The following is a 20,496-nucleotide window of genomic DNA, read 5'->3' on the forward strand; positions in this document are numbered from 1 at the left end:
GTGTTACTGAAAAAAACGTCAGAATCGGTTGGCCGAAGCCAGTGAAAACGCGCTATTCACGTTTTCAGATACCTGCCGGCAATTAGAGGATAGCGAAGATATCCGACTCACGCATGATCAGGTACTCCTTGCCGTCAACGGTGATTTCAGTACCGGCATATTTGCCATACAGTACGGTATCGCCAACCTGAACGGTCAGGGGCTCGTCTTTCTTACCAGTACCTACGGCTACTACCGTTCCACGTTGCGGCTTTTCTTTCGCTGTGTCAGGAATGATGATACCAAACGCGGTTTTTTCTTCAGCCGGGGCCGGTTCAACCAGGACCCGGTCAGCCAGCGGTCTCACGTTTACTGTTACGCTTTCCGTTGCTGTAGTCATAATTGTGCTTGATTAAGGTTAAAATGAATATGTTACGTGCTAACGTTTCCACTTCCCCGCTTGCCAACTTTTGTGCCAATTCACGTAATCTGACAGACTCTGCCAAATTTTCAGGAGGAGGTCTTTTGCTTGTCCGGTTTGCCGATTCTTAGTCTGTAGCGCTGAAACGGCAAACACTATTTGGCAGATAGTGATTTTTTAAGTATATTATCCGGGTACAACCAAAAAGCCCAACCGTTAATTGACAGCTATGAAAAAATTACAGCCTGACTGGTTAACACAGGGATGGATTGATGCCGAATACAAAAAATATGTCGTTATGGCATACTTGCAGGCGGTAAAGCAGAACTTCTCTGACCGGAAGTTATGTCCGGATCTACCGGAGCTTCGACGCCATTACGAAGCAGGTCTTCATTTTCGGCGGTGCAAAGGTACGCTAAATGCCTCCTTTCCCAAACAAGTCGACCAAATTGACTTCAAAACCCGCACCGTCACCTACAAATCTGAGGTAACGGACGATGCCTACCTGTCGGAAGTAGATGCTATCATGGATTTTGCCCTGCCGCGTTTCCGTGAAGCACTGACAGAAGGTCAGCATTTATGGGAGCGCATTGCCGCTTCGCTGACGCTGGAGCCCATCGGCCTGCTGCCGCTCCGGCCTAATGAAGGCTACCTGCTGATTCACCACAACCCGCATTCGGAAACGCTGGTGTATTATTTCTGCCTGACTTTATATGACGACAATGAACCGGGCGGACGCATTGTGCAGTTCCGGTTTGTGGAGAAGACTCGCAAAAGCCTCGGGCATACCTTCGAAAACATGAAGCTGGATTTGGTCCGGCGCTATCGCCATCTGCCCAACCCGGCCACCTTCATGCTGGAAGCCCGGCGCAGCTACCCGGTCGAGGAAACGCTGCTGCCTATTGCCCGGCAACTGATTGCGCTGCGGGCAACGGGATGAGAAGGAACGATGAATGATTAACGATGAATGGGCTGACGCACCCTAACGCTATGCTGAAGCGACATATTCATCGTTAATTATTCATCATTATCACCGTATCGTGATCGACTCTTTCGCAATGCGGGGGGCCTGGCCTCCGCGGAGGATGGTGCTGCCGTTGAATTTTTGGCTTTGGTCGATGGTGAGCGGCTGTTCCAGTTCGTCGAGGCTGAGCTGGCCGCTTTGGGCGAAGGCAGTTACGGCGTTCTCGAAGGTGACCATCCGAATGTCGTGGTCGGAGATGCCTTTCTGTTTCATGAGCGCGGCAGTTTTGGGTACGGCCAACGGGTCGCTGATGCCCCAGTCGCAGGCGGAGTTGACCATGATGCGGTGGCTGCCGTACTGCTTCACAATTTCGACCATCCGCTCATTGCCCATTTTGGTGAATGGATAAATAGTAAAACCGGCCCAGAAACCCCGGTCGAGTACCTCTTTCACCGTTTCCTCGTTGTTATGGTCGACAATGACCATGCCGGGGTCAAGACCGTGCTCAACGGCAATGTCCATGCTGCGGGTAGTACCCCGCTTTTTGTCACGGTGGGGGGTATGAATCTGCACCGGCAGGTTCGCTTCTTTCGCCAGTTCCAGTTGCGCCCGGTAGTATTTCTCCTCAGCGGGTGTCTGGTCGTCGAAGCCAATTTCGCCCACGCCCACAACACCTTCCTTGTAAATAAACAGGGGCAGAATCTCCATCACCTGCTCGGCTAGTTCAATCTGATTTGATTCCTTCGAGTTAAGGCCGATGGTGCAGTAGTGCCGGATACCAAACTGCGACGACCGGAAGCGCTCCCAGCCAACCAGGCTGGCAAAATAATCCCGGAACGAATCCACGCCCGTACGCGGCTGTCCCAGCCAGAAAGCCGGCTCGATCACGGCCACAATTCCGGCATCAGCCATCGCCTGGTAATCGTCTGTGGTACGGGAACTCATATGCGCGTGCATGTCGAAGAACTTCATGCCGCGAATGTCATCTAAAAAGTCCATGAGTTTAGTGGTTTAATGCAGGGGTATTGCTACGAGCAACAACTACCCGCAAAGTTCAACAGAAAGCGCTTTTTGTCAACGCTACGGCTAAAATTTACCGGACTGTTGCAGATAGAATATCAAACCAGTAGACTACCTGATTAGTTTATAAGGTAACGTTTGACAAACTAGTTGTGAACATGATCAATGTATCAGGAAAACTTCGTATGGGAGCTGTTGCCGTCTGGATAGGACTTGTAGGAGTTGGCGGCAGCCTGGTGTCCTGTCGGGATAATGCACTGGATGACCTGAGTGTGGACGATAGTCAGGTGTTTATAACGAATTACGACCGGTCAGTCAATTTCAGTCAATACCGCACGTTCAGCCTGCCGGATTCCGTTGTGGTGGCATCTAACAATCAATCGCGAATATCGCTAACATTAGCTGAGCGTCAGGTTATAAACCGGGTAACCGAAAATCTGACGGCTCGTGGTTTTCAGCGCGTGGGTAAGGGGCAGAACCCAGATCTGGGTGTCGCCGTTATTCGGGTCAATAACCGCTTTACCGGCGTTTCGGCATTACCGTATTCGCCCTTCTTTATGGATTGGTGGGGCTTCGGACCGGGTTTTGGTCCTGGGTTCGGCCCCGGCTTTGGTGGTTTCTCTCCGTATTATCAGAGCTACTACACCTTTCAGGTGCAGGAGAATTACTGGCTGATCGAGATGGTGGACCTGCGAAACGGCCCGGTCAACTCCGGTACGGGCACCAATGCAAACCAGCTTCGGGTAATCTTCCAGGCGCAGGTTCGGGGTGACGGCATTTTTGATGAGCAGTCCGTTAACAACATTGTTAATGCTGTGTTTAACCAGGCGCCGTATCTGCAGGCGGCCCGATAACTAAGAAACCAACATGAGAAAGATAGTGTCGATGCTGTTGCTGGTTATACCGGTGACTGTGACCCTGGCGCAGGATGATTACGTAAACAGACCCAGGATCAGTTTTGAAACACCCTTCAATCGCTACGTTACCTTCAATATGTCGGCCCATTATGGGGTAGCGGTGCCAATGGGTACCCAAACGAATTACATAAACCGGGTTTCGCCGGCGAATGCCGTTGTGCAGATGGAGTGGATGTTTCCGCAGCGGTTTTCGCTTGGGTTACTGTCCGGTTACCAGTACACCCAGGAGCGCCTGCCGCGTCAGGTCTACCAGTTCGATTCCGAAGCAATTTCGGCGGTGCAGACCCGCACGCTCACCATCATACCGGCTATGGCAACAGCGGCTTATTATTTTACTGATAACGCAGCAGCCTTCCGCCCGTATGTACAGCTTGGGGGGGGCGTTGCCAGGGTGAATTACACCAAATTCTGGGGTACACTGGCCGACCAGGAGGCTCGGTTTAGTGGCGCTATTGCTCCGGCGGTAGGATTTAAGCTGTTCGGTCGGCGCGAAGGTGGCCTGGGCCTAGATGTGCGAGCCCAGTATCAGCAGATCTTTTACAACTACGCTGAGATCAACAACAATCAGAACCTGCTGCTTTCGGCCGGTCTGACGTATCGCTGGTATTGAGCACCGGTTGTTTCAAGCGCGTTATTGAATAGTAGACGTTAGATATTGGATTTTAGACACGGTCTCTGTAGCGGTTAAATTAACTAAACCAGGGTAGAGACGTCTATTGTCCAATGTATAAGGTCTATTGTCTGATACTGAGTACGGCTGATACCCAGGCATGAGAACAGCCTCTAAATCCGTACCTTTACACCTTGAACGATTGGGTGTTATGAAGATTCTGGTCATCGAAGATGAGGTTAAGACCCTTCAGAGCATTAAGCAGGGGCTGGAGGAGCATCAATACGAAGTAGATGTTGCCTATGATGGCGCTATAGGCTTTCAGCTCGCTACCCGCCAGGCCTATGCCCTCATTATCTCCGACATTATTCTGCCGGGTATCAATGGGCTGGACTTATGCCGCAAACTGCGGGAGGCTCAGGTTCAGGCTCCCATTTTGCTGCTCACCGCGCTGGGTACTACCGATGACAAGATAATTGGCCTTGATGCCGGCGCGGATGACTACCTGCCCAAACCGTTTGAGTTTCGGGAGTTTATGGCGCGGGTCAGGGCGCTTACGCGTCGGCAGGGTGGGCTGGGGCAAACAGCTAACCTGCTGAAAATTTCGGATCTGGAGTTGAACCCCGACACTAAAAAGGTCATTCGGGCCGGTAAGGAAATTGCACTGACGGCCAAAGAATTCCAACTGCTCGAATACTTTCTGCGCCATCAGGGCCGGGTAATCTCGAAGGTAGAGCTGGCCGAGAAGTTCTGGGATGTGACGTTCGATACCGGAACCAACGTGATTGAAGTGTACATTAATTTTCTGCGCAAGAAGATCGACAAGGATTTTGAGCCTAAATTGCTGCATACCCAGATCGGAATGGGGTACGTTGTAAAGTTGCCGTCGTAATGATCAACATCCGCACCCGGCTTACCTATCAGTTTATCCTTATCGTAGCGGTTATCCTGCTGTTCTTTTCCCTGGGAGTTTATTTTTTTAGCCGGCTTTATCTCCAGAAACGCTTTTATAAACGGCTGCAGGACCGGGCTATCACAACCACCACCCTGCTTTTTGATCTGCAACAGACCGATAGTACGATCTTACGGCTGATTGAGACGCCCAACCGGGAACCGCTGCTGAACGAGAATATTTCGGTCTATAACGAGCAGACAAAGCAGGTCATCTTCTCTACAAACCCGGCAAACGCCCGCTTTCACCAACAATTTATCCCGCAGCTCGATCCGGCGTCGCAAACGTTATATCTGAAACAGGACAACTATCAGCTTGTGGCCATTCACCTGACCAGGGGGGGGGGCGGCAACTGGGTAATCGTCAGCGGTATCGACCAGGCCGGCAACGATGCCCTGGACGATCTAAGGCGGATTCTGATCGTGATGGTGCTGGCGGCCGTGCTGCTGCTGGGCGTGTCGGGCTGGTTTTTTGCCGGGCGGGCGCTGGCCCCCATGTCGGGTATTGTCCGGCAGGTGAATACCATCTTTCCGGCCAATGTGCAGCAACGGGTACGGCACCCGAACCGCTCCGACGAGATTGGGGTACTTGTGGCTACGTTCAATCAGTTGCTCGACCGTATTGAGCAGGCCCTGAATACGCAGAAGATGTTTATTGCGAATGTGTCGCACGAACTCAAAAATCCCCTGACCCGCATCAGTTCACAGATCGATGTCGCGCTGATTCAGAAGCGTGAGCCGGAGGTTTACGAAAAAACGCTCCGGTCGCTGCAGGAGGATACCCGCTCACTTGCACAACTAACCAATACGCTGCTGGAACTGGCAAACACGGTGGCCCAGGCCAAAGACCTGCCTATGGAACCTGTTCGGATGGATGAACTGCTCTGGGAGGCTAAACACCAGCTACAGCAATGGCATGCTAATTACCAGATCCGGCTTGACTTTACGGCTTTCCCCGATGATGAAGAGGCCCTGCTCGTGCAGGGAAACAAAGCTGCGCTGAAAGTGCTGCTGATGAACCTGCTGGATAATGCCTGTAAGTTTTCACCTGCCCAAACGGCAGTTGTGACGTTTGCCGCCAGCGAAGGGACCATCAGAATAGCCGTTTACAACCAAGGTTTGCCGATACCTGCGGCTGATCTGCCCCATATCTTTCAGCCGTTTTTCCGGGCTAATGCCACGGCTCAGTCGAGCAAAGGACATGGCGTAGGACTGGCGGTGGTAGCTCAGGTGGCTGAGATTCACCAGGGTGACATAAACGTGCAGTCTGCCCATGATGGTACCACGTTTACCCTGACCCTCCCAATTTCATCCGTTTTAAGGTGAATTTAAAGTGGGCTTAAGTCGCCCTTAAGTTCGGTGTTGTTGCTTTGTGGCACACTACCTGTCAAACATAAAACATGGACGTTACAGGCAACAAACAGGGAAACCTGAACATGACCATCGGGGCCCTCATCGGGGTGGTGGCTTTGTTGGGGTATCTCTTTATCGGTTCCCGCAACGAAACACTCGAAGTTCAGAAACTGCTGACCACCAAAGTAGAGCAATTGGCTGCGACGCAGGTCAGTCTGGATTCCCTCTCTATCGTATTGGACCAAAAGATGGCGGAAGTGCGGCAGTTGGGGGGCAATGTTACCCGACTGGAGCAGATTCGCCGGCAACTGGAAACCGATAAGCAGAAACTGAAATACGATCTGGACTTTTCTGTCCTGCGTTACCGCCATAAAATCAGCGAGTACAGAGACTTTCTGACGCAGAACGAGGTGGACATCCGGCAACTCCGGCGTGAAAACGGCTCGCTGCTCAGCCGGGCGCGTACGCTGGAACAGGAGAAGCAACTCATTCTGAACGAAAACGAGGGGCTGCGGCAGGAAAAAGAAGCGCTGTCGAAGACGGTGGTGGCCTACTCGCGCCAGAATGCTGATCTGACCAGCAAGGTAACGCTGGCTTCGGCCATGAAAGCTGTCAATGTAGAGGTGCTGGCCGTAGCCGGCAACGGTAAAGAGCGTAGTGGCGGCTCGTACAAAGCCTCACGCATCGACCGGCTGAAAATAGCCTTTGTGATACCCGCCAACCCGCTGGCGGTGAAGAATACGAAAGACATCTACGTGCGTATTCTCGACCCAAACGGGGCGGTTGTCAGTGATAACGGCATTGGTGGCATAACCTGGTATGAGGGCCGGGAGATCGGGTATAGCACCCGCCAGGCTGTGCCCTTCGAAAACAACGATCAGCGTATTGACATTCTGTTCTGGAAAGATTCGCCCTATAAGTCCGGCAGCTATACCGTTGAATTATACGCCGAAGGATTCCAAATCGGCAACGGCCGGTTTGATGTGAAGTAAGTAGTAAGTGCTTTCTCCAACTCCCATTCGCTACACGTATGAAATTCCCTGGAAACCGGCTCCTGTTAGGGCCTGCTACCTCTATTGTTTCTCTATGGTCGGCCATACAACCGTTTCGGCAGGACTTATTGGGTCTTGCGATCTGGCTTTTTAACCAATATCGAACGTTTCCGGTGGCGTATGCCGCCCTGAGCTATTTGTTTTTCACGATGGCGTTCTGCCACTACCCCATCGGTGGGCACTGGCTGACGGGGTTTATCATGATGACCCTGCCGCTGGCAATTCTGTCCGGCCTGTTTGCCAGTATTTACCTGCTCTGCCGGCAGGAGAAAATGATGGCCACCGCCGGCCTGATCTGGGTGCTGTTTTCGCTGCCGGTCGTCAAACGGCTGATTGGTGCCGGCCTAACAGACGTGACCACCAGCCAGGCGGCTTCGCTGAAGGTACTCAGCTTTAACAGCGAAACCTTTCCCGAAGCATCGGCTACCCTGTTTGATGAGGGCTTGCTGACGGCGGATATTGCCTGTTTTCAGGAGTATTCGCCTAACCGCCGGGTTGAAGGTGAGTATGCCTATAAACTGGAAAAGCTGACCTCGTTTGGCCCCGACCGGCAGGTTGGCCTGGCTTTGTTCTCGCAATATCCGATTATAAATCACTACAGCCGGATCTGGGACCGGGACAATGAGCCGGATATAAACGGTTTCCTCTGCGCCGACATCGCCTACGGGGCCGATACCATTCGGGTAGTGAATGTCCATCTCTGGTCTATGGGCGTACGCATCAATCAGGCTATGGATGCGCTTAAGGCCGGCGATCTGCAGAAGGTCGGGTTTGAACTGTACGACACGTTTCGCCGGCTGAAAAAAGGATTTGAACACCGGAACGGGCAGCTTAAAGAAGTAGAATCCTACGTAGCGGGCAGCCGGTACCCGGTCATTATCTGTGGCGACTTCAACGAAACGCCCTTCGGGTACTCCTACGGTAAGCTGAGCCTGAACTTCCGTAACGCCTTTGAGGAGGCCGGTGAGGGACTGGGCTTTACCCTCAACCGGCACCCGTACTGCGTCCGCATCGACCAGCAGTTTTTCAGCGCCGACTGGGCGGTCAGATCCTGCCAAACTTTATCCAAAGTCTCCTTCTCCGATCATTTTCCGGTGATGGCCCACTATGTGCTGAAGACGTCGCTGAACGCTCCGGCGGAGGGCGTTGCACAGCGAAAGACGACCATTCGCGAAATAGCCCAGAATTAAACAGCTTTTGTCTTACGGCTAGTTGGTCATAACCATCCGTCACCTGATGCATCACATCAGCGGGCTGCGTGATCAATGGAACCTGCTGGTCATGGCCGGCTGCCAGATGGATAATGTGATCACGAAAGAGCACATCTTTAACCTGGTCAGGCGGCAAAAGGAACTGAATTTTGAGCCGGGTAGTCAGGTCTCCTGTTGTCGGATGTCGAACGGTCGGGTGCGTAATCTTTGGTTCAAACGGCTGCCGGATGATATTGGAGAAGAGGAACTTCCTGTTGCGAATAAGGAATGCGAGAAGGCCCAGGTAAAATCGTCTATCTGAGCCTTCTTGCATGTATACCGGGCAATTTTAGGTATGGAGGGTTATCTTTGACCGAATAATCATCACCAAATAATGTTCAGACTCGTTTCGCTTGTCCTGCTTTTCGGATTTCCGTTGGTGGCTGCGGCCCAGGTTCAGTGGTTGGCCGACGGCAACGCTTACTTTAGTAGTTCTGGTGGTACCATTATCCGCACCACCCTGCCCGGCAATCAGACTGCCGTGGTCGTGTCCCGGCAGCAATTGACCAACCCGGTTACAAACCAGCCTATACCAATTGCCGGTTACGCGTTTACCAGTGATAGCTCAAAATTGCTGCTGTTTACCAATACCGCCCGCGTCTGGCGGGCCAATACACGGGGTGACTATTGGGTGCTTGACCGTACCCGCAACCAACTGCGCCAGATCGGTAAAGGCCGGCCGGCCCAGTCGCTGATGTTTGCCAAACTCTCGCCCGACGGACAGAAGGTCGCCTATGTGAGCGAGCATAATCTGTTTGTGGAGGATCTGAACGGCGGAAACGTAGTACAGCTTACCAAAGACGGTACCCGCAAGCTCATCAACGGCACTTTCGATTGGGCTTACGAAGAAGAGTTCTACCTGCGCGATGGCTTTCGCTGGAGCCCCGACAGCAAACAGATTGCCTATTGGCAGATTGATGCCTCCAACATCCGGGATTACCTGATGCTGAATACCATCGACTCGACCTACTCCTTTACCATTCCGGTAGAATACCCAAAAGTAGGCGAGACACCCTCTTCAGCCCGGATCGGGGTGATCGATGCAACCGGTGGCCCCACCACCTGGCTGAAGCTCCCCGGCGACCCCCGGCAGCATTACCTGATCCGAATGGAATGGACGCCCGACGCACCGGAGCTCATTGTGCAGCAGATGAACCGGAAGCAGAACCAGACCACGCTGTTTATCGCCAAAGCCGCCGATGGTTCGGTACGGCCTATTTACAGCGAATCCAGTCAGGCCTGGATTGACCCGCAGCAACACGCCAACAAGCCCTCACCGGAGCTGGGCTGGTGGTGGACCGAAGGCGGCCGGTCGTTTCTGTGGCTGTCTGAAAAAGACGGCTGGCGGCACCTGTACCGCATCAGCCGGGATGGGAAGAAGGAAACCCTGCTGACCCCCGGCGCGTACGATGTTGCCCGCTACCTGACGCTGGACGAGAAAACCAATTATGCGTACCTGATAGCCTCGCCGGATAATGCCACCCAACGGTATCTGTATCGCATAAAAGCCGACGGCAAGGGAGTGCTTCAGCGGCTGTCGCCCGCTGATCAGCCTGGTACCCATACCTATACTATTTCGCCGAACGGTCAGTGGGCGTCGCATACATTCAGCAGCCACCGGGTGGCCCCGGTCCAGGAGTGGGTACACCTGCCCGACCATAAAGTCATTAGCAGCAATACGCCGGCCAACCGGGCTCCGGCCAGAAAGCGGAACATAGAATTCTTTACCGTGACAACGGACGACGGCATTACCCTGGACGGCTGGATGGTAAAACCCATCGGCTTCGACAGTACCAAAAAGTACCCCGTCCTGTTCCACGTCTACGGTGAACCGGCTTCGGTAACCACCAACGATACGTACCAGACCGGGTTGGCCGGGGATTTTGATCGAAATACCCTGGATTCCAACTATTGCTATGTAGCCCTCGACAATCGGGGAACACCTACCCTGAAAGGAGCTGCCTGGCGCAAAGCCATTTACCGGCAGATCGGCCGGATCAACATCCGCGATCAGGCGATGGGTACGAAGAAATTGCTCCAGCAGCGCCCGTATTTAGACCCCAGCCGGGTAGCGGTCTGGGGCTGGAGTGGCGGGGGCGCTACTACGCTGCATCTGCTGTTTCAGTACCCGGATATTTACCAGACCGGCATTGCCGTGGCGGCCGTGACCAACCAACTGCTGTATGACAACATTTACCAGGAACGCTACATGGGCATACCCCAGGAAAACCGCGAAGATTTCGTGGCCGGGTCGCCCATTACCCACGCCAAAAATCTGCGCGGTAACCTGTTGTACGTCCACGGCACCGGCGACGACAACGTGCATTATGCCAATGCCGAGCAACTCATCAACGAGCTGGTGCGCTTCAACAAACCCTTTCAACTGATGGCGTATCCGAACCGCAGCCACGGTATCTCCGAAGGCCCCGGCACCCGCCGGCATCTGAATACGCTGATGACCAAATTCCTGGTGGAGCATTGCCCGCCCGGTGCGAGGTAGACGTAAATCCTGCACCAACGCAGAGGGCTTATCGCAACTATTTTGCACAAGGCGCCATCTTCGTCAACGAAATACGGATGCAAGGGCATCAGCTGATCAGGGAGTCAGGCATTCCGTATGCTTTTTTCACCCTTCCTGGTTTATGGAAAGTCTGGAGTTGGTGTTTTGTCAGGGCGACAAACTCAATGCATTCAAACCGATCAAACATCCGATTCACTGGATTGCGGGAATCGATTACGCCCGAATAGTGATCAATGCTATGAAGTCAGGTAATATGCTTGATTCGTAGATTATAGTAGGTATCCGGCTTTCTCTGCTTTTTACGTTATTGAGCGTTCTGAACGGAACGATCTGTCAATCCTTCTGTTCCCTAACCTTGTCTATATGGACCTTTTTGAGATTAAGAAAGCCCCCGCCGTGTACGATGCCGTAATTGTTGGCTCGGGAGCCGGTGGTGGTATGGCCGCTTACATGCTGGCTAAAGCCGGTGCCAAAGTCCTGCTGCTCGAAGCCGGTGGCTATTACGACCCGGCCGATCCCAAGTATATCACCCAGTTAAAATGGCCTTACGAGTCGCCCCGGCGCGGAGCCAGTACGTTTGCCCGCTCGGGTGGCGATTTTGATGCGGCCTGGGGCGGCTGGGAACTGGAAGGCGAACCCTATACGTCCAAAAATGGTACCGAGTTCCATTGGTTTCGGTCCCGGATGCTGGGCGGCCGCACCAACCACTGGGGCCGTATTTCGCTCCGCTTCGGTCCCGATGACTTTCGGCGCGGTTCGCTGACCGGCATCGGCGACGATTGGCCCATCACCTACGAAGACATTAAGCCGTATTACGATCAGGTCGATAAACTCATTGGCGTCTTTGGGTCAGTAGAGAACTTTCCCAATAGTCCGGATGGTTTCTTTCTGCCCCCACCCAAGCCGCGTCTGCACGAGCTGATGCTCAAAAAAGCGGCTACCAGCATCGGTGTTCCGGTAATTCCGTCGCGGCTCTCCATCCTGACCAAGCCCATCAACAAAGACCGGGGACAGTGCTTTTACTGCCATCAGTGCAACCGGGGCTGTCAGGCCTATGCCGATTTCTCGTCCTCATCGGTACTGGTTATCCCGGCCGTCAAAACCGGAAACGTCGAGCTGCGCAACAACGCGATGGTGCGCGAGGTAACCACCGATGCCCGGACGGGGCTGGCTACCGGCGTTTCGTACGTGGACACGGTTACGCTACAGGAAATTACTGTTCAGGCCAAGACGGTGCTGCTGGGGGCCAGCGCCTGCGAATCGGCGCGGCTGCTGCTGAATTCCAAATCGGCGCGTTTCCCAAATGGTCTGGCCAATTCGAGTGGGGTAGTGGGCAAGTACCTGAATGACTCAACAGGGGCTTCGCGCTCGGGCTTCGTACCGGCGCTGATGGACCGCAAACGCTACAACGAAGATGGGGTGGGCGGTATGCACGTCTATACACCCTGGTGGCTGGATAACAAGAAACTGGATTTCCCCCGTGGTTACCATATCGAATACGGTGGCGGTATGGGGATGCCGGGCTACGGTTTCATGAACGGTATTACCTCGCATAACCACCTGGCACCAGGCCGCGACAAAAATCAACGGGTGAGTTACGGAGCCGCCCTGAAAGACGATGTGCGCCGGTTCTACGGAGCTTACGTGAGCATGTCGGGCCGGGGTGAGCCGGTGCCTCTGGAAAGCAACTATTGCGAAATAGATCCGAACAATGTCGATAAATACGGGATCCCGACGTTACGGTTCCACTACAAATGGACGGACAATGAGGTGAAGCAGGCCAAGCACATGCAGGATACCTTCGAGGAGATCATCCACGCTATGGGTGGTATTCCGCTGGGCAACAAGCCGGGTGCCAATCAGAACTACGGTCTGGCGGCACCGGGTCGTATCATCCACGAAGCGGGCACGGTCCGCATGGGCAACGATCCGAACAAATCGGCGCTGAACAAATACCAGCAGGCGCACGACGTTAAAAACCTGTTTGTGGTCGATGCCGCGCCCTTCGTTTCTCAGGGAGACAAAAACTTAACGTGGACCATTCTGGCCTCCGCCATGCGCACCTCGGAGTATCTGATTGATCAGGTGAAGAAGAAGAACCTGTAGTTTGAAGTTTGTAGTCTGAAGTTTGTAGTTAAAAGTGAACCATAGCGGTTAAGCTGGCGGAGCAACTACAAACTTCAGACTACAAACTTCAAACTACATTAAAGCGCCGTTACCTTAATCTTGTTGTAATACAGGGTAGTAATGCCTTCAAAACCGGAGTCGGTACCGACAATCACCCAGAGTTCGCCTTTGTCGTTGGTTTTGGCCGTGAATGGCGTTTCCTGATTGGTACGCTGGATCAGCTTGTACTGGGTTACGTCATCCCCGGCCCCTACATGCCCAATCACAATCATATCTTTGCCGCCACTCGACTGGTTACCTTTGTCGATGCTCAACTCATAATAATCGTTTTTCTTCACCTTCACCGGTTCTGTAGCCGATGCACCGACCTTCAGAAATACGGCCTTTGCCGGTGAACCACCAATGCCGACGCTATTATCGGCGTACTGCGAGGCCATTTCCAGGTCAAACTTCAGGCGATAGTCGGTGTTGGCTTTCAGGCCGGTTACTTTCCGCTTCACGAACATAAACATGTCGTCGCTGCGGTTGCTGCCGGAGATCTTCAGCGCCTTTTCGGCTGTATTGAGCGGAGCCGGCAGGGGTTCGTGCTTGAAACTGAAATCCATGATTCCTTCCTGTTGAACACTGTAGTCGGTGTAGTCGCCTGTCCAGCCGTCGGTACCGGTGCTGAAGTCAGAATTGACCAGCACGTTGTTCGCTCCGGTCCCTGGATTAATAGGTTGGTCATTCTGACAGGCACTGAAAGCCAGCGTTATTAACGCAAAAAAATGAATGCTTACTCGTTTCATAATTTACTGGAGTGTGAATAAAACATAAACTAACTTACCCGGGTATGTACCGAAAAGACCCGCATAGGCGGGAGAGGGTTGGAAGAACCGTAAGAAATATCCAAAAAAAGCCGTTAAAGAGCCGTAATGCTAATAGTGTTGTAATACAGGGAAGTGATGCCTTCGAAGCCGGAGTCGGTACCGACAATTACCCAGAGTTCGCCTTTGTCGTTGGTTATGGCTGTAAAGGGCAGCCCCTGATTACTGCGTTGAATCAGCCGGTATTCGTTCACATCATCACCGGCCCCCACATGCCCAATCACAATCATATCCCTGCCTCTGTTCGATTGATTGCCTTTATCAATACTCAGGTTGTAAAAGTCACCGTTTCTGACCTTCACGGGTTCGGTGGGTGTTGCGCCTACCTTTACATAGACGGAAGTAGCCGGTGAGCCGCCAATACCCACGCTGTTGTTGGCATATTGCGAAGCCATTTCCAGTTCAAACAGTAAGGTGTATGAGGTGTTTGGCTGTAGCCCGCTGATCTTCCGCTTCACAAACATAAACATGTTGGCACTAGCATTCTTCCCGGAGAGGAGCAGGGCTTTCTCGTTGGTATTTAGCGGAGCCGGCAGGGTGGTATGCTCAAACCGAAAATTCATAAGGCCTTCCTGATGAATGCTGTAGTCGGTAAAACCTCCGGTCCAGCCGTCGGTGCCGCTGCTGAAATCGGAGTTGACCAGTACTACTTCGGTATCCGGATCAACATCAGTGTCTTGCCGGCACGCCGTAAAGGCCGGTGCCAGTAAGACAAACAAATACAGAGTTGCTTGTTTCATTGTCTTATCTGGTTTGGCTGTATACTAAATAAACCTGGTAGTAGTAGGTTTGTTTGGCGTCAAACCGGATGAGCAGGAGTGGGTAAATTGCTAAAGAATTACCGGAGAGTATGAACCGGTAAGGTGGCTGTGTGTAGGTTGGACTAGAATACGGAAGTCACCAGATGCCGGCGCTGGTGAGGATGTGGTCATATGTAGCGGCCTGCCCACCAGATAAGTATGCCCTGCAACGGAAGCCGTGCCCATAGCAGCCACTGCGGAATGTTTGGGAACTTACCCGACGTAGCCATGTAAATATTGGCCGGAAATACGGCGACCAGCAGCAAAATCAATCCCCAGGCCGCCAGCGAACGGGTTTGGGAAAACAGCAAGCCGACTCCCAAAAGTATTTCAAATAAACCGCTTATATCTACAATTAGCCGGGGGTAGGGGATATACGGTGGCATAATGGCCATATACGTCCGGGGCGAAATAAAATGAAGAATGCCGGCGACTATGTAGATGCCGGCCATAAGGTATAGGCTGATGTTTTGCATAAACAAATACACAACAGCTTGTTGATCTCATTTGTTGAGCAGCGCTGGGCATCAGCACGGAGCTGGTGACCAGCAGCAGCAGACCGGTCTGTTTGTGTTGATTACGGGTTGAGCGCTTCATTCAGGCATGAGAAAGCAATTAGCGGAAGAAAAAAGAAAAACTGTTGCCGGGGGTAGAGTTGAGTTTTACCCGGTGACCAGGGGCGGCCGGTAACGCAGCACCATCCGCAAGTTCAGGCCTTGCCAGACCATCCAGCGAAATCCGGCATCGAGCATGGCTCTATTATCGCCGGCGTACTTCTTGTTTAATCCATGGACATAAGCCAGAACGGACGTAAGCCAGATAAGTATAGAATGAAGATGGATTGTCCTTCCGGCCAACCGGCAGAAATCACAGGCTGATGCCTGCCTTCAGAAACGACGTGTTCTCATTGGCGCCCTGCTCGTTCTGGGACACAATGGTTGGGTACTAATAGGTTCTGGGGAGAAACAGCGAACAGATAGCTACCTGCCCGGTTGTCATCGAAACCCTGCTGGGCGAAAAATTGCTGTAAAGCGTCCATATTCTTCCGGTATACAGCAAGTTTTAAATCATTACTTTTTTTTCTGAATAAAACCCGCGACAGCCGTCGCCAGCGCCGGCATTACCGGCAATGTTGGATTGCTGTACGTAGCTATATTGGCCTGCATCTCTTTCTCGCTCTCCTTCAGCACGTGGTTCATCCGGTCGATAATAACCAGTTGTGCATCGGGTTTGGCGCTGGCCAGCAGCCGGGCCTGCTCTTCGCTGACCTGAATGTCGCTGGTGCCCTGAACAAGCAGCACCGGCATATTCAGTTTCCTGATCTCGACTTGCGGGTCGTACTTGAACCAGGAGATCAGGTAGGGTTGAACACTGGGCCGAAGCAGCGCCCCCAGCATGGGGTTCACGTTCTTTACCCACTTGCCTTGCACCAGACTATCCAGCGCCGGATTCACCATCTCGGCGACTTGGGGTGGTTGGTTCTTCATTTGCTCCCGAATGAGTTTATCGGCCGGAAGTCCGGCACCCGCTACCGAGATAAAGCCGTCGGCCTTCGCCTGATTGGCGGCTACCATGCCGATAAGCGACCCTTCGCTATGGCCCAGGACAATTACTCCTGAAAATCGTTTATCGGCTTTCAGCAGGTTGATCCAGCCTACTGCATCGTTGATAAACGTGTCGAAGCGCAGGTCTTCTTCTTTGCCACCGGCGGGCTGGCTTTCGGCAATACCCCGCTTGTCGTAGCGTACAGAGGCAATGCCCTGTTTGGCCAATTCCTCCGCCAGCATTTTAAGCGAGTTGTTGGTCATCATGGGGTTGTTGCCATTGCGGTCGGTAGGGCCGGAGCCGGCAATAATCAGCACAACAGGCGGTTTGGTGGCCGAGGGTACTATAAGTGTACCGGCTATTTTACCCGTAGGCGTGTCGAGTGTCAGCGGGGTGGAGGTACTAGTTTGGGCCAGCAGCGGAAGCGATACGAACAGAAAGGCAGGTAACAACCGGAATATGGATTTCATACAAGGACATAAGCTGGTTTTTACTAAAACAAAAGCGGTAGCAACTTAGAGAACGGAGATCGTGCGTTTAACTGCCTGCACCGATGCTTCGGTTTTCAGGGTAGTGTGCTGTTCGGTTACGGTATTGGCATCGATGATCTTCACGGTGTACCGGCCATCTTCCCGATTCTTCACATCAAAGCGAGCCTGTAGCGCCGTGCTGTTTTTCGGTATCTGTTCGGAGGCATTTACCTGCCCGTTGGGCATGGTTAGCAGTATACTTACCACATGGCCCTCTTCTTTGTCGACGGCTACTTTGACGTCACCGCTCTGGTTGACATACACGCCCGAGTTGTCCGGCTGATTAATGAATCAAAGATAGATCAATCAGCCGGAGGCTTGCCACTTAATCTCACCGAATACACGCTTCCAGACGAAGAATGCCCCGTTTACACCTCTAAAAACGACTTATTCAACTTCCACGACCATCTCAATTTCAACCGCATAATTCAGCGGAATGGTCATGCCGACGGCCGTGCGGGCGTGACGGCCAGTATCACCAAAGATGGACACCAGCAGGTCGGAGCAGCCGTTGATGACTTTGGGCTGATCGGCAAAGTCGGGCAGGCAGTTGACCATCCCGGTTACCTTCACAATCCGCTTCACCCGGTTGAGTGAACCCAGTTCGGCTTTCAGGGTAGAGAGGAGGGAAACGGTAGTCACTTTAGCAGCTTCGTAGCCCTGCTCAACCGTCAGGTCTTTGCCCACTTTACCGGTGATACCGCTGTTGTCGGCTCGGGTAGAAACATGGCCTGCCAGAAACAGCAGATTGCCCGTACGAACGGCTTTGACGTAGTTGGCCACGGGTTTTGAGGGGGCGTAGAGGGTGATGCCGAGTTCGGTTACTTTTTTGTCGTAATCAACTTTCTGACCGAATCCAGCGGAGATGGTGAGCAGGCAGAGGAGGGCGGTGGCAACTACTACTTGTTTCATGGCAGGTTGGCTATAAATGGTTTCCGCTAAAGTAGCAACTCTGCCCAACAAAAAACACCCTTTTCTCGGTTGCTTCTGTTAGCTAACATTTTATGTATTTCCGTAACAAATACCCAGCCGGGCGGCTTATGAGAAACAGAACGCATTTTCACTCACTCATCATGACAAATCAGAATCGGGAATTAGAAAACCGGGTGGCCCTGATTACCGGTGCCGGGTCGGGAATCGGTAAGGCGGCCGCTATGTTGTTTGCCCGGCAGGGCGCGAAGGTTGCAGCGCTGGGCCGGACCGAAGATGAACTGCAGGAAACAGTCGACGAAATTAAACAGGCTGGTGGAGAAGCCATGCTGGTAACGGCCGATATTGCAGAGGTAGACGACATGCAACAGGCCATCCGGACGATCGAAGACCAGTGGGGCCGGCTTGATGTTGTTTTTGCCAATGCCGGTATCAACGGCGTTTGGGCTCCCATTGAAGAGCTGGAGCCGGAGGAATGGGATAAAACCATTAAGATCAACCTGCGGGGAACCTTCCTGACGGTGAAGTACGCCATTCCGCTGCTCAAAAAGCAGGGTGGCTCGGTCATTATTACGGCCTCGGTCAACGGCACGCGCATTTTCAGCAATACCGGCGCTACGGCCTACTCTAGTACCAAAGCGGCTCAGGTAGCGTTTACCAAGATGGCCGCACTTGAATTGGCCAAACATCGCATCCGCGTCAACGTGATCTGCCCCGGTGCTATTGAAACCGCTATTGATGACAATACCCAACGGCGCAATATCGAAGCCGAAAAAGAGCCGGTAGAGTTTCCGGAGGGAAAAATTCCGCTCACCGACGGCAAGCCCGGTACCAGCGAGGAGGTCGCTGATCTGGCCCTGTTCCTGGCCTCGGACCGCTCCCGCCATATTACCGGTACACCCATCTGGATTGACGGAGCCGAATCCTTGCTAATGGGGTGATTGGTTAATTGGTTAACAGGTTCATTAGTTTGCTGGTTAACCAATCAACCAGCAAACCAATCAACTACGCCCATGTATGAGGATCGGACGGATGCAGCTTTGGCACTTATTCCTCTATTAAAACACTATGAGGGTCAAAATGGTATTGTGCTAGCCATACCCCGCGGTGGGGTGCCGGTGGCGTACCCCATCGCTCAGGTGCTGCATTTTCCGCTGGATATCTTGCTCACCAAGAAGATCGGGCATCCGAACCAAAAGGAGCTGGCTATCGGCGCGGTTAGTTTACAGGGACGGATACTGTCCCGAAAGATTGCTGTACCGGCCGACTATATTGAAGCAGAGACGGCCCGTATTCAGCAGCTTCTGCGGGAAATGTACCGGCGCTACCGGGGCGAAAAAAGGCCCGCCGATCTGGCCGGTAACCTGGTGATTGTGGTGGATGACGGCATTGCGACCGGACAGACCCTGCTGGCTTCCATCGAACTGCTGCGGAGCCGGCAACCGGCCCGATTGGTAGTGGCGGTACCCGTAGGGCCGCCTGAGGCCATAAGGCGGGTAGCCCGAGAGGTAGACGAGTTGATCTGTCCGCTGGTGCCCAAAGACTTTCAGGCCGTAGGGCAGTTTTACCGGCGTTTTAACCAGACATCAGATGAAGAAGTTATTGATTTATTGACCAGGGCCGATCATTTTTCAGCTTAACGTAACCCATTCCCGATTAAATTTATACGTATCGTTGCTGTTAAATAAAAAAGCCGATTATTTTGCAACGATCTATATCTTTTTTCGGTATATATGGTTGACAATCAGTCGGCCCGACATTATATTTATCCAACCGGTCTGCCTATGAATCGATACATTTCCTTACTACTGTATTTTGCCCTCTTCCTACCGGCTGTTTCGTCGGCCCAAAGCCTGTACGACTACTACCTGCCCGGTAAGGAACGACGCAACCTGGAGAAGTGGAGCTTCAAGAACGGCTATCAGGTAACCGAACGCTGGTACCTGGCCGGAGAGGGTTTTCTGCGGACCGACCTCAGCCGGCTGGACAATTCGTTCAATGGGCTCATCAGTACCCAATCGGTTACCCGCACCGGCTGGAGCGCGTTGATTGGCTTTACCGATCGCGACCGCTGGGGGCTGGAATGGGGCTATGCCCGTTCACCCATCAATAGTTCGCTCATCATCAACAGCCAGCCTTCCTTTGCCATTCGGCTGGAGAATGAGAAAAACGGCTTTGTTTTCCGGTCACGATACATGATTTTGTCGACCAGCCGGAAAGAACGGCGGTCGGGGTTCTGGCTTACCGCCGGTGCCTGGCTGGTTCCGAACGCAGGCAATGTGCGCAACCGCTTTACGCTGGAGGGGTTGGGCTACCGGGGCTTCCGGCAGGCTCCAGATACATTGTTGCTCATCAGTCGCACGGCAACCAGCCGCGAACCCAGCGGCCTGCTGGAACTCGGCCTTGAATACAATGTCCGCATATCGGGGCGCTGGGATGTTGGCGTGGTGGCCCGGCGAAACTGGGGTATCGGCAACTCGCTGGCAACCGACCTGACATACCGGGTCAATACCCACCCGTACCAAACGGCTTCGCTCCGCGCTAACGGCGACGGCATGACGCTGGGTTTTGCGGTCCGCTATACCTACACAGCCCGCTACAACATCAAAACCAAAAACCTGTATGACCTGCAGGGCAAACTGCCGACGAAAAAATAAGCG

Annotated in this window: 21 protein-coding genes; 13 read left to right on the forward strand and 8 right to left on the reverse strand. The window is 53.1% G+C overall.

The window, feature by feature from the left end; translation table 11 throughout:
• Positions 1–82: 82 nt before the first annotated feature.
• Positions 83–379: a co-chaperone GroES gene (locus ABD931_RS11120; protein ID WP_345266970.1), complete on the reverse strand. Its 297-nt coding sequence runs from the start codon at positions 377–379 to the stop codon at positions 83–85.
• Between the two features lie 250 nt (positions 380–629).
• Here ABD931_RS11120 and ABD931_RS11125 point away from each other — a divergent pair, with 250 nt between their 5' ends.
• Positions 630–1,340, forward strand: a complete 711-nt coding sequence (locus ABD931_RS11125) for a hypothetical protein (protein WP_345266972.1) — start codon at positions 630–632, stop codon at positions 1,338–1,340.
• Positions 1,341–1,430: 90 nt separating this feature from the next.
• Here the strand turns inward: ABD931_RS11125 and ABD931_RS11130 are convergent, their stop codons facing one another.
• Positions 1,431–2,363, reverse strand: a complete 933-nt coding sequence (locus tag ABD931_RS11130; RefSeq protein WP_345266974.1) for a TatD family hydrolase — start codon at positions 2,361–2,363, stop codon at positions 1,431–1,433.
• A 206-nt stretch (positions 2,364–2,569) separates the two neighbouring features.
• Between ABD931_RS11130 and ABD931_RS11135 the strand changes: the two genes are divergently transcribed.
• From ABD931_RS11135 to ABD931_RS11175, 9 genes are all read left to right on the forward strand, one after another.
• A complete protein-coding gene (locus tag ABD931_RS11135) occupies positions 2,570–3,238 on the forward strand; it encodes a DUF4136 domain-containing protein (RefSeq protein WP_345266977.1) in 669 nt (222 codons plus the stop codon).
• A gap of 13 nt (positions 3,239–3,251) precedes the next feature.
• Positions 3,252–3,911, forward strand: a complete 660-nt coding sequence (locus tag ABD931_RS11140) for a hypothetical protein (RefSeq protein ID WP_345266979.1) — start codon at positions 3,252–3,254, stop codon at positions 3,909–3,911.
• 211 nt (positions 3,912–4,122) lie between these two features.
• Positions 4,123–4,803 carry a response regulator transcription factor gene (locus tag ABD931_RS11145; RefSeq protein ID WP_345266981.1) on the forward strand — a complete coding sequence of 227 codons (681 nt, stop codon included), beginning with the start codon at positions 4,123–4,125 and terminating at the stop codon, positions 4,801–4,803.
• Positions 4,803–6,188 (forward strand): sensor histidine kinase, encoded by a 1,386-nt coding sequence (locus tag ABD931_RS11150; RefSeq protein ID WP_345266983.1) that lies wholly within the window; start codon positions 4,803–4,805, stop codon positions 6,186–6,188. The genes ABD931_RS11145 and ABD931_RS11150 overlap by 1 nt, the downstream gene beginning before the upstream one ends.
• A 74-nt stretch (positions 6,189–6,262) precedes the next feature.
• Complete coding sequence (locus ABD931_RS11155) at positions 6,263–7,207, forward strand: DUF8428 domain-containing protein (RefSeq protein ID WP_345266985.1); 945 nt, start codon at positions 6,263–6,265, stop codon at positions 7,205–7,207.
• Between the two features lie 38 nt (positions 7,208–7,245).
• On the forward strand, positions 7,246–8,457 hold the full coding sequence (locus ABD931_RS11160; protein WP_345266987.1) for an endonuclease/exonuclease/phosphatase family protein: 1,212 nt from the start codon (positions 7,246–7,248) through the stop codon (positions 8,455–8,457).
• Between the two features lie 46 nt (positions 8,458–8,503).
• The gene (locus ABD931_RS11165; RefSeq protein WP_345266989.1) at positions 8,504–8,779 is read left to right on the forward strand and encodes a hypothetical protein; all 276 of its coding nucleotides are present in this window, start codon (positions 8,504–8,506) and stop codon (positions 8,777–8,779) included.
• Between the two features lie 72 nt (positions 8,780–8,851).
• Positions 8,852–11,017 (forward strand): S9 family peptidase, encoded by a 2,166-nt coding sequence (locus tag ABD931_RS11170; protein WP_345266991.1) that lies wholly within the window; start codon positions 8,852–8,854, stop codon positions 11,015–11,017.
• Positions 11,018–11,401: 384 nt separating this feature from the next.
• Entirely contained in the window at positions 11,402–13,144 is a 1,743-nt protein-coding gene (locus ABD931_RS11175) for a GMC oxidoreductase (protein WP_345266993.1), read from the forward strand.
• Between the two features lie 98 nt (positions 13,145–13,242).
• On the opposite strand, the gene ABD931_RS11180 is transcribed toward ABD931_RS11175, so the two are convergent.
• The 6 genes from ABD931_RS11180 to ABD931_RS11205 all read right to left on the reverse strand — a co-directional run bounded on the left by ABD931_RS11180 (position 13,243) and on the right by ABD931_RS11205 (position 17,818).
• Entirely contained in the window at positions 13,243–13,953 is a 711-nt protein-coding gene (locus tag ABD931_RS11180) for a hypothetical protein (RefSeq protein WP_345266995.1), read from the reverse strand.
• A 113-nt stretch (positions 13,954–14,066) separates the two neighbouring features.
• Positions 14,067–14,771, reverse strand: a complete 705-nt coding sequence (locus ABD931_RS11185) for a hypothetical protein (protein ID WP_345266997.1) — start codon at positions 14,769–14,771, stop codon at positions 14,067–14,069.
• Between the two features lie 188 nt (positions 14,772–14,959).
• A complete protein-coding gene (locus ABD931_RS11190) occupies positions 14,960–15,307 on the reverse strand; it encodes a DoxX family protein (protein ID WP_345266999.1) in 348 nt (115 codons plus the stop codon).
• Between the two features lie 594 nt (positions 15,308–15,901).
• Positions 15,902–16,846, reverse strand: a complete 945-nt coding sequence (locus tag ABD931_RS11195) for an alpha/beta hydrolase (protein WP_345267001.1) — start codon at positions 16,844–16,846, stop codon at positions 15,902–15,904.
• Positions 16,847–16,891: 45 nt separating this feature from the next.
• Positions 16,892–17,170, reverse strand: a complete 279-nt coding sequence (locus ABD931_RS11200) for a hypothetical protein (RefSeq protein ID WP_345267003.1) — start codon at positions 17,168–17,170, stop codon at positions 16,892–16,894.
• Positions 17,171–17,293: 123 nt separating this feature from the next.
• Positions 17,294–17,818 carry a RidA family protein gene (locus ABD931_RS11205; RefSeq protein ID WP_345267005.1) on the reverse strand — a complete coding sequence of 175 codons (525 nt, stop codon included), beginning with the start codon at positions 17,816–17,818 and terminating at the stop codon, positions 17,294–17,296.
• Between the two features lie 161 nt (positions 17,819–17,979).
• Here ABD931_RS11205 and ABD931_RS11210 point away from each other — a divergent pair, with 161 nt between their 5' ends.
• The 3 genes from ABD931_RS11210 to ABD931_RS11220 all read left to right on the forward strand — a co-directional run bounded on the left by ABD931_RS11210 (position 17,980) and on the right by ABD931_RS11220 (position 20,493).
• On the forward strand, positions 17,980–18,777 hold the full coding sequence (locus ABD931_RS11210; protein ID WP_345267007.1) for an SDR family oxidoreductase: 798 nt from the start codon (positions 17,980–17,982) through the stop codon (positions 18,775–18,777).
• 72 nt (positions 18,778–18,849) lie between these two features.
• Positions 18,850–19,476 carry a phosphoribosyltransferase gene (locus ABD931_RS11215; protein WP_345267009.1) on the forward strand — a complete coding sequence of 209 codons (627 nt, stop codon included), beginning with the start codon at positions 18,850–18,852 and terminating at the stop codon, positions 19,474–19,476.
• A gap of 144 nt (positions 19,477–19,620) precedes the next feature.
• Complete coding sequence (locus ABD931_RS11220; protein ID WP_345267011.1) at positions 19,621–20,493, forward strand: hypothetical protein; 873 nt, start codon at positions 19,621–19,623, stop codon at positions 20,491–20,493.
• Positions 20,494–20,496: the final 3 nt, after the last annotated feature.

The sequence above is a fragment of the Nibrella viscosa genome, from assembly GCF_039541875.1.
Taxonomy (GTDB): Bacteria; Bacteroidota; Bacteroidia; order Cytophagales; family Spirosomataceae; genus Nibrella; species Nibrella viscosa.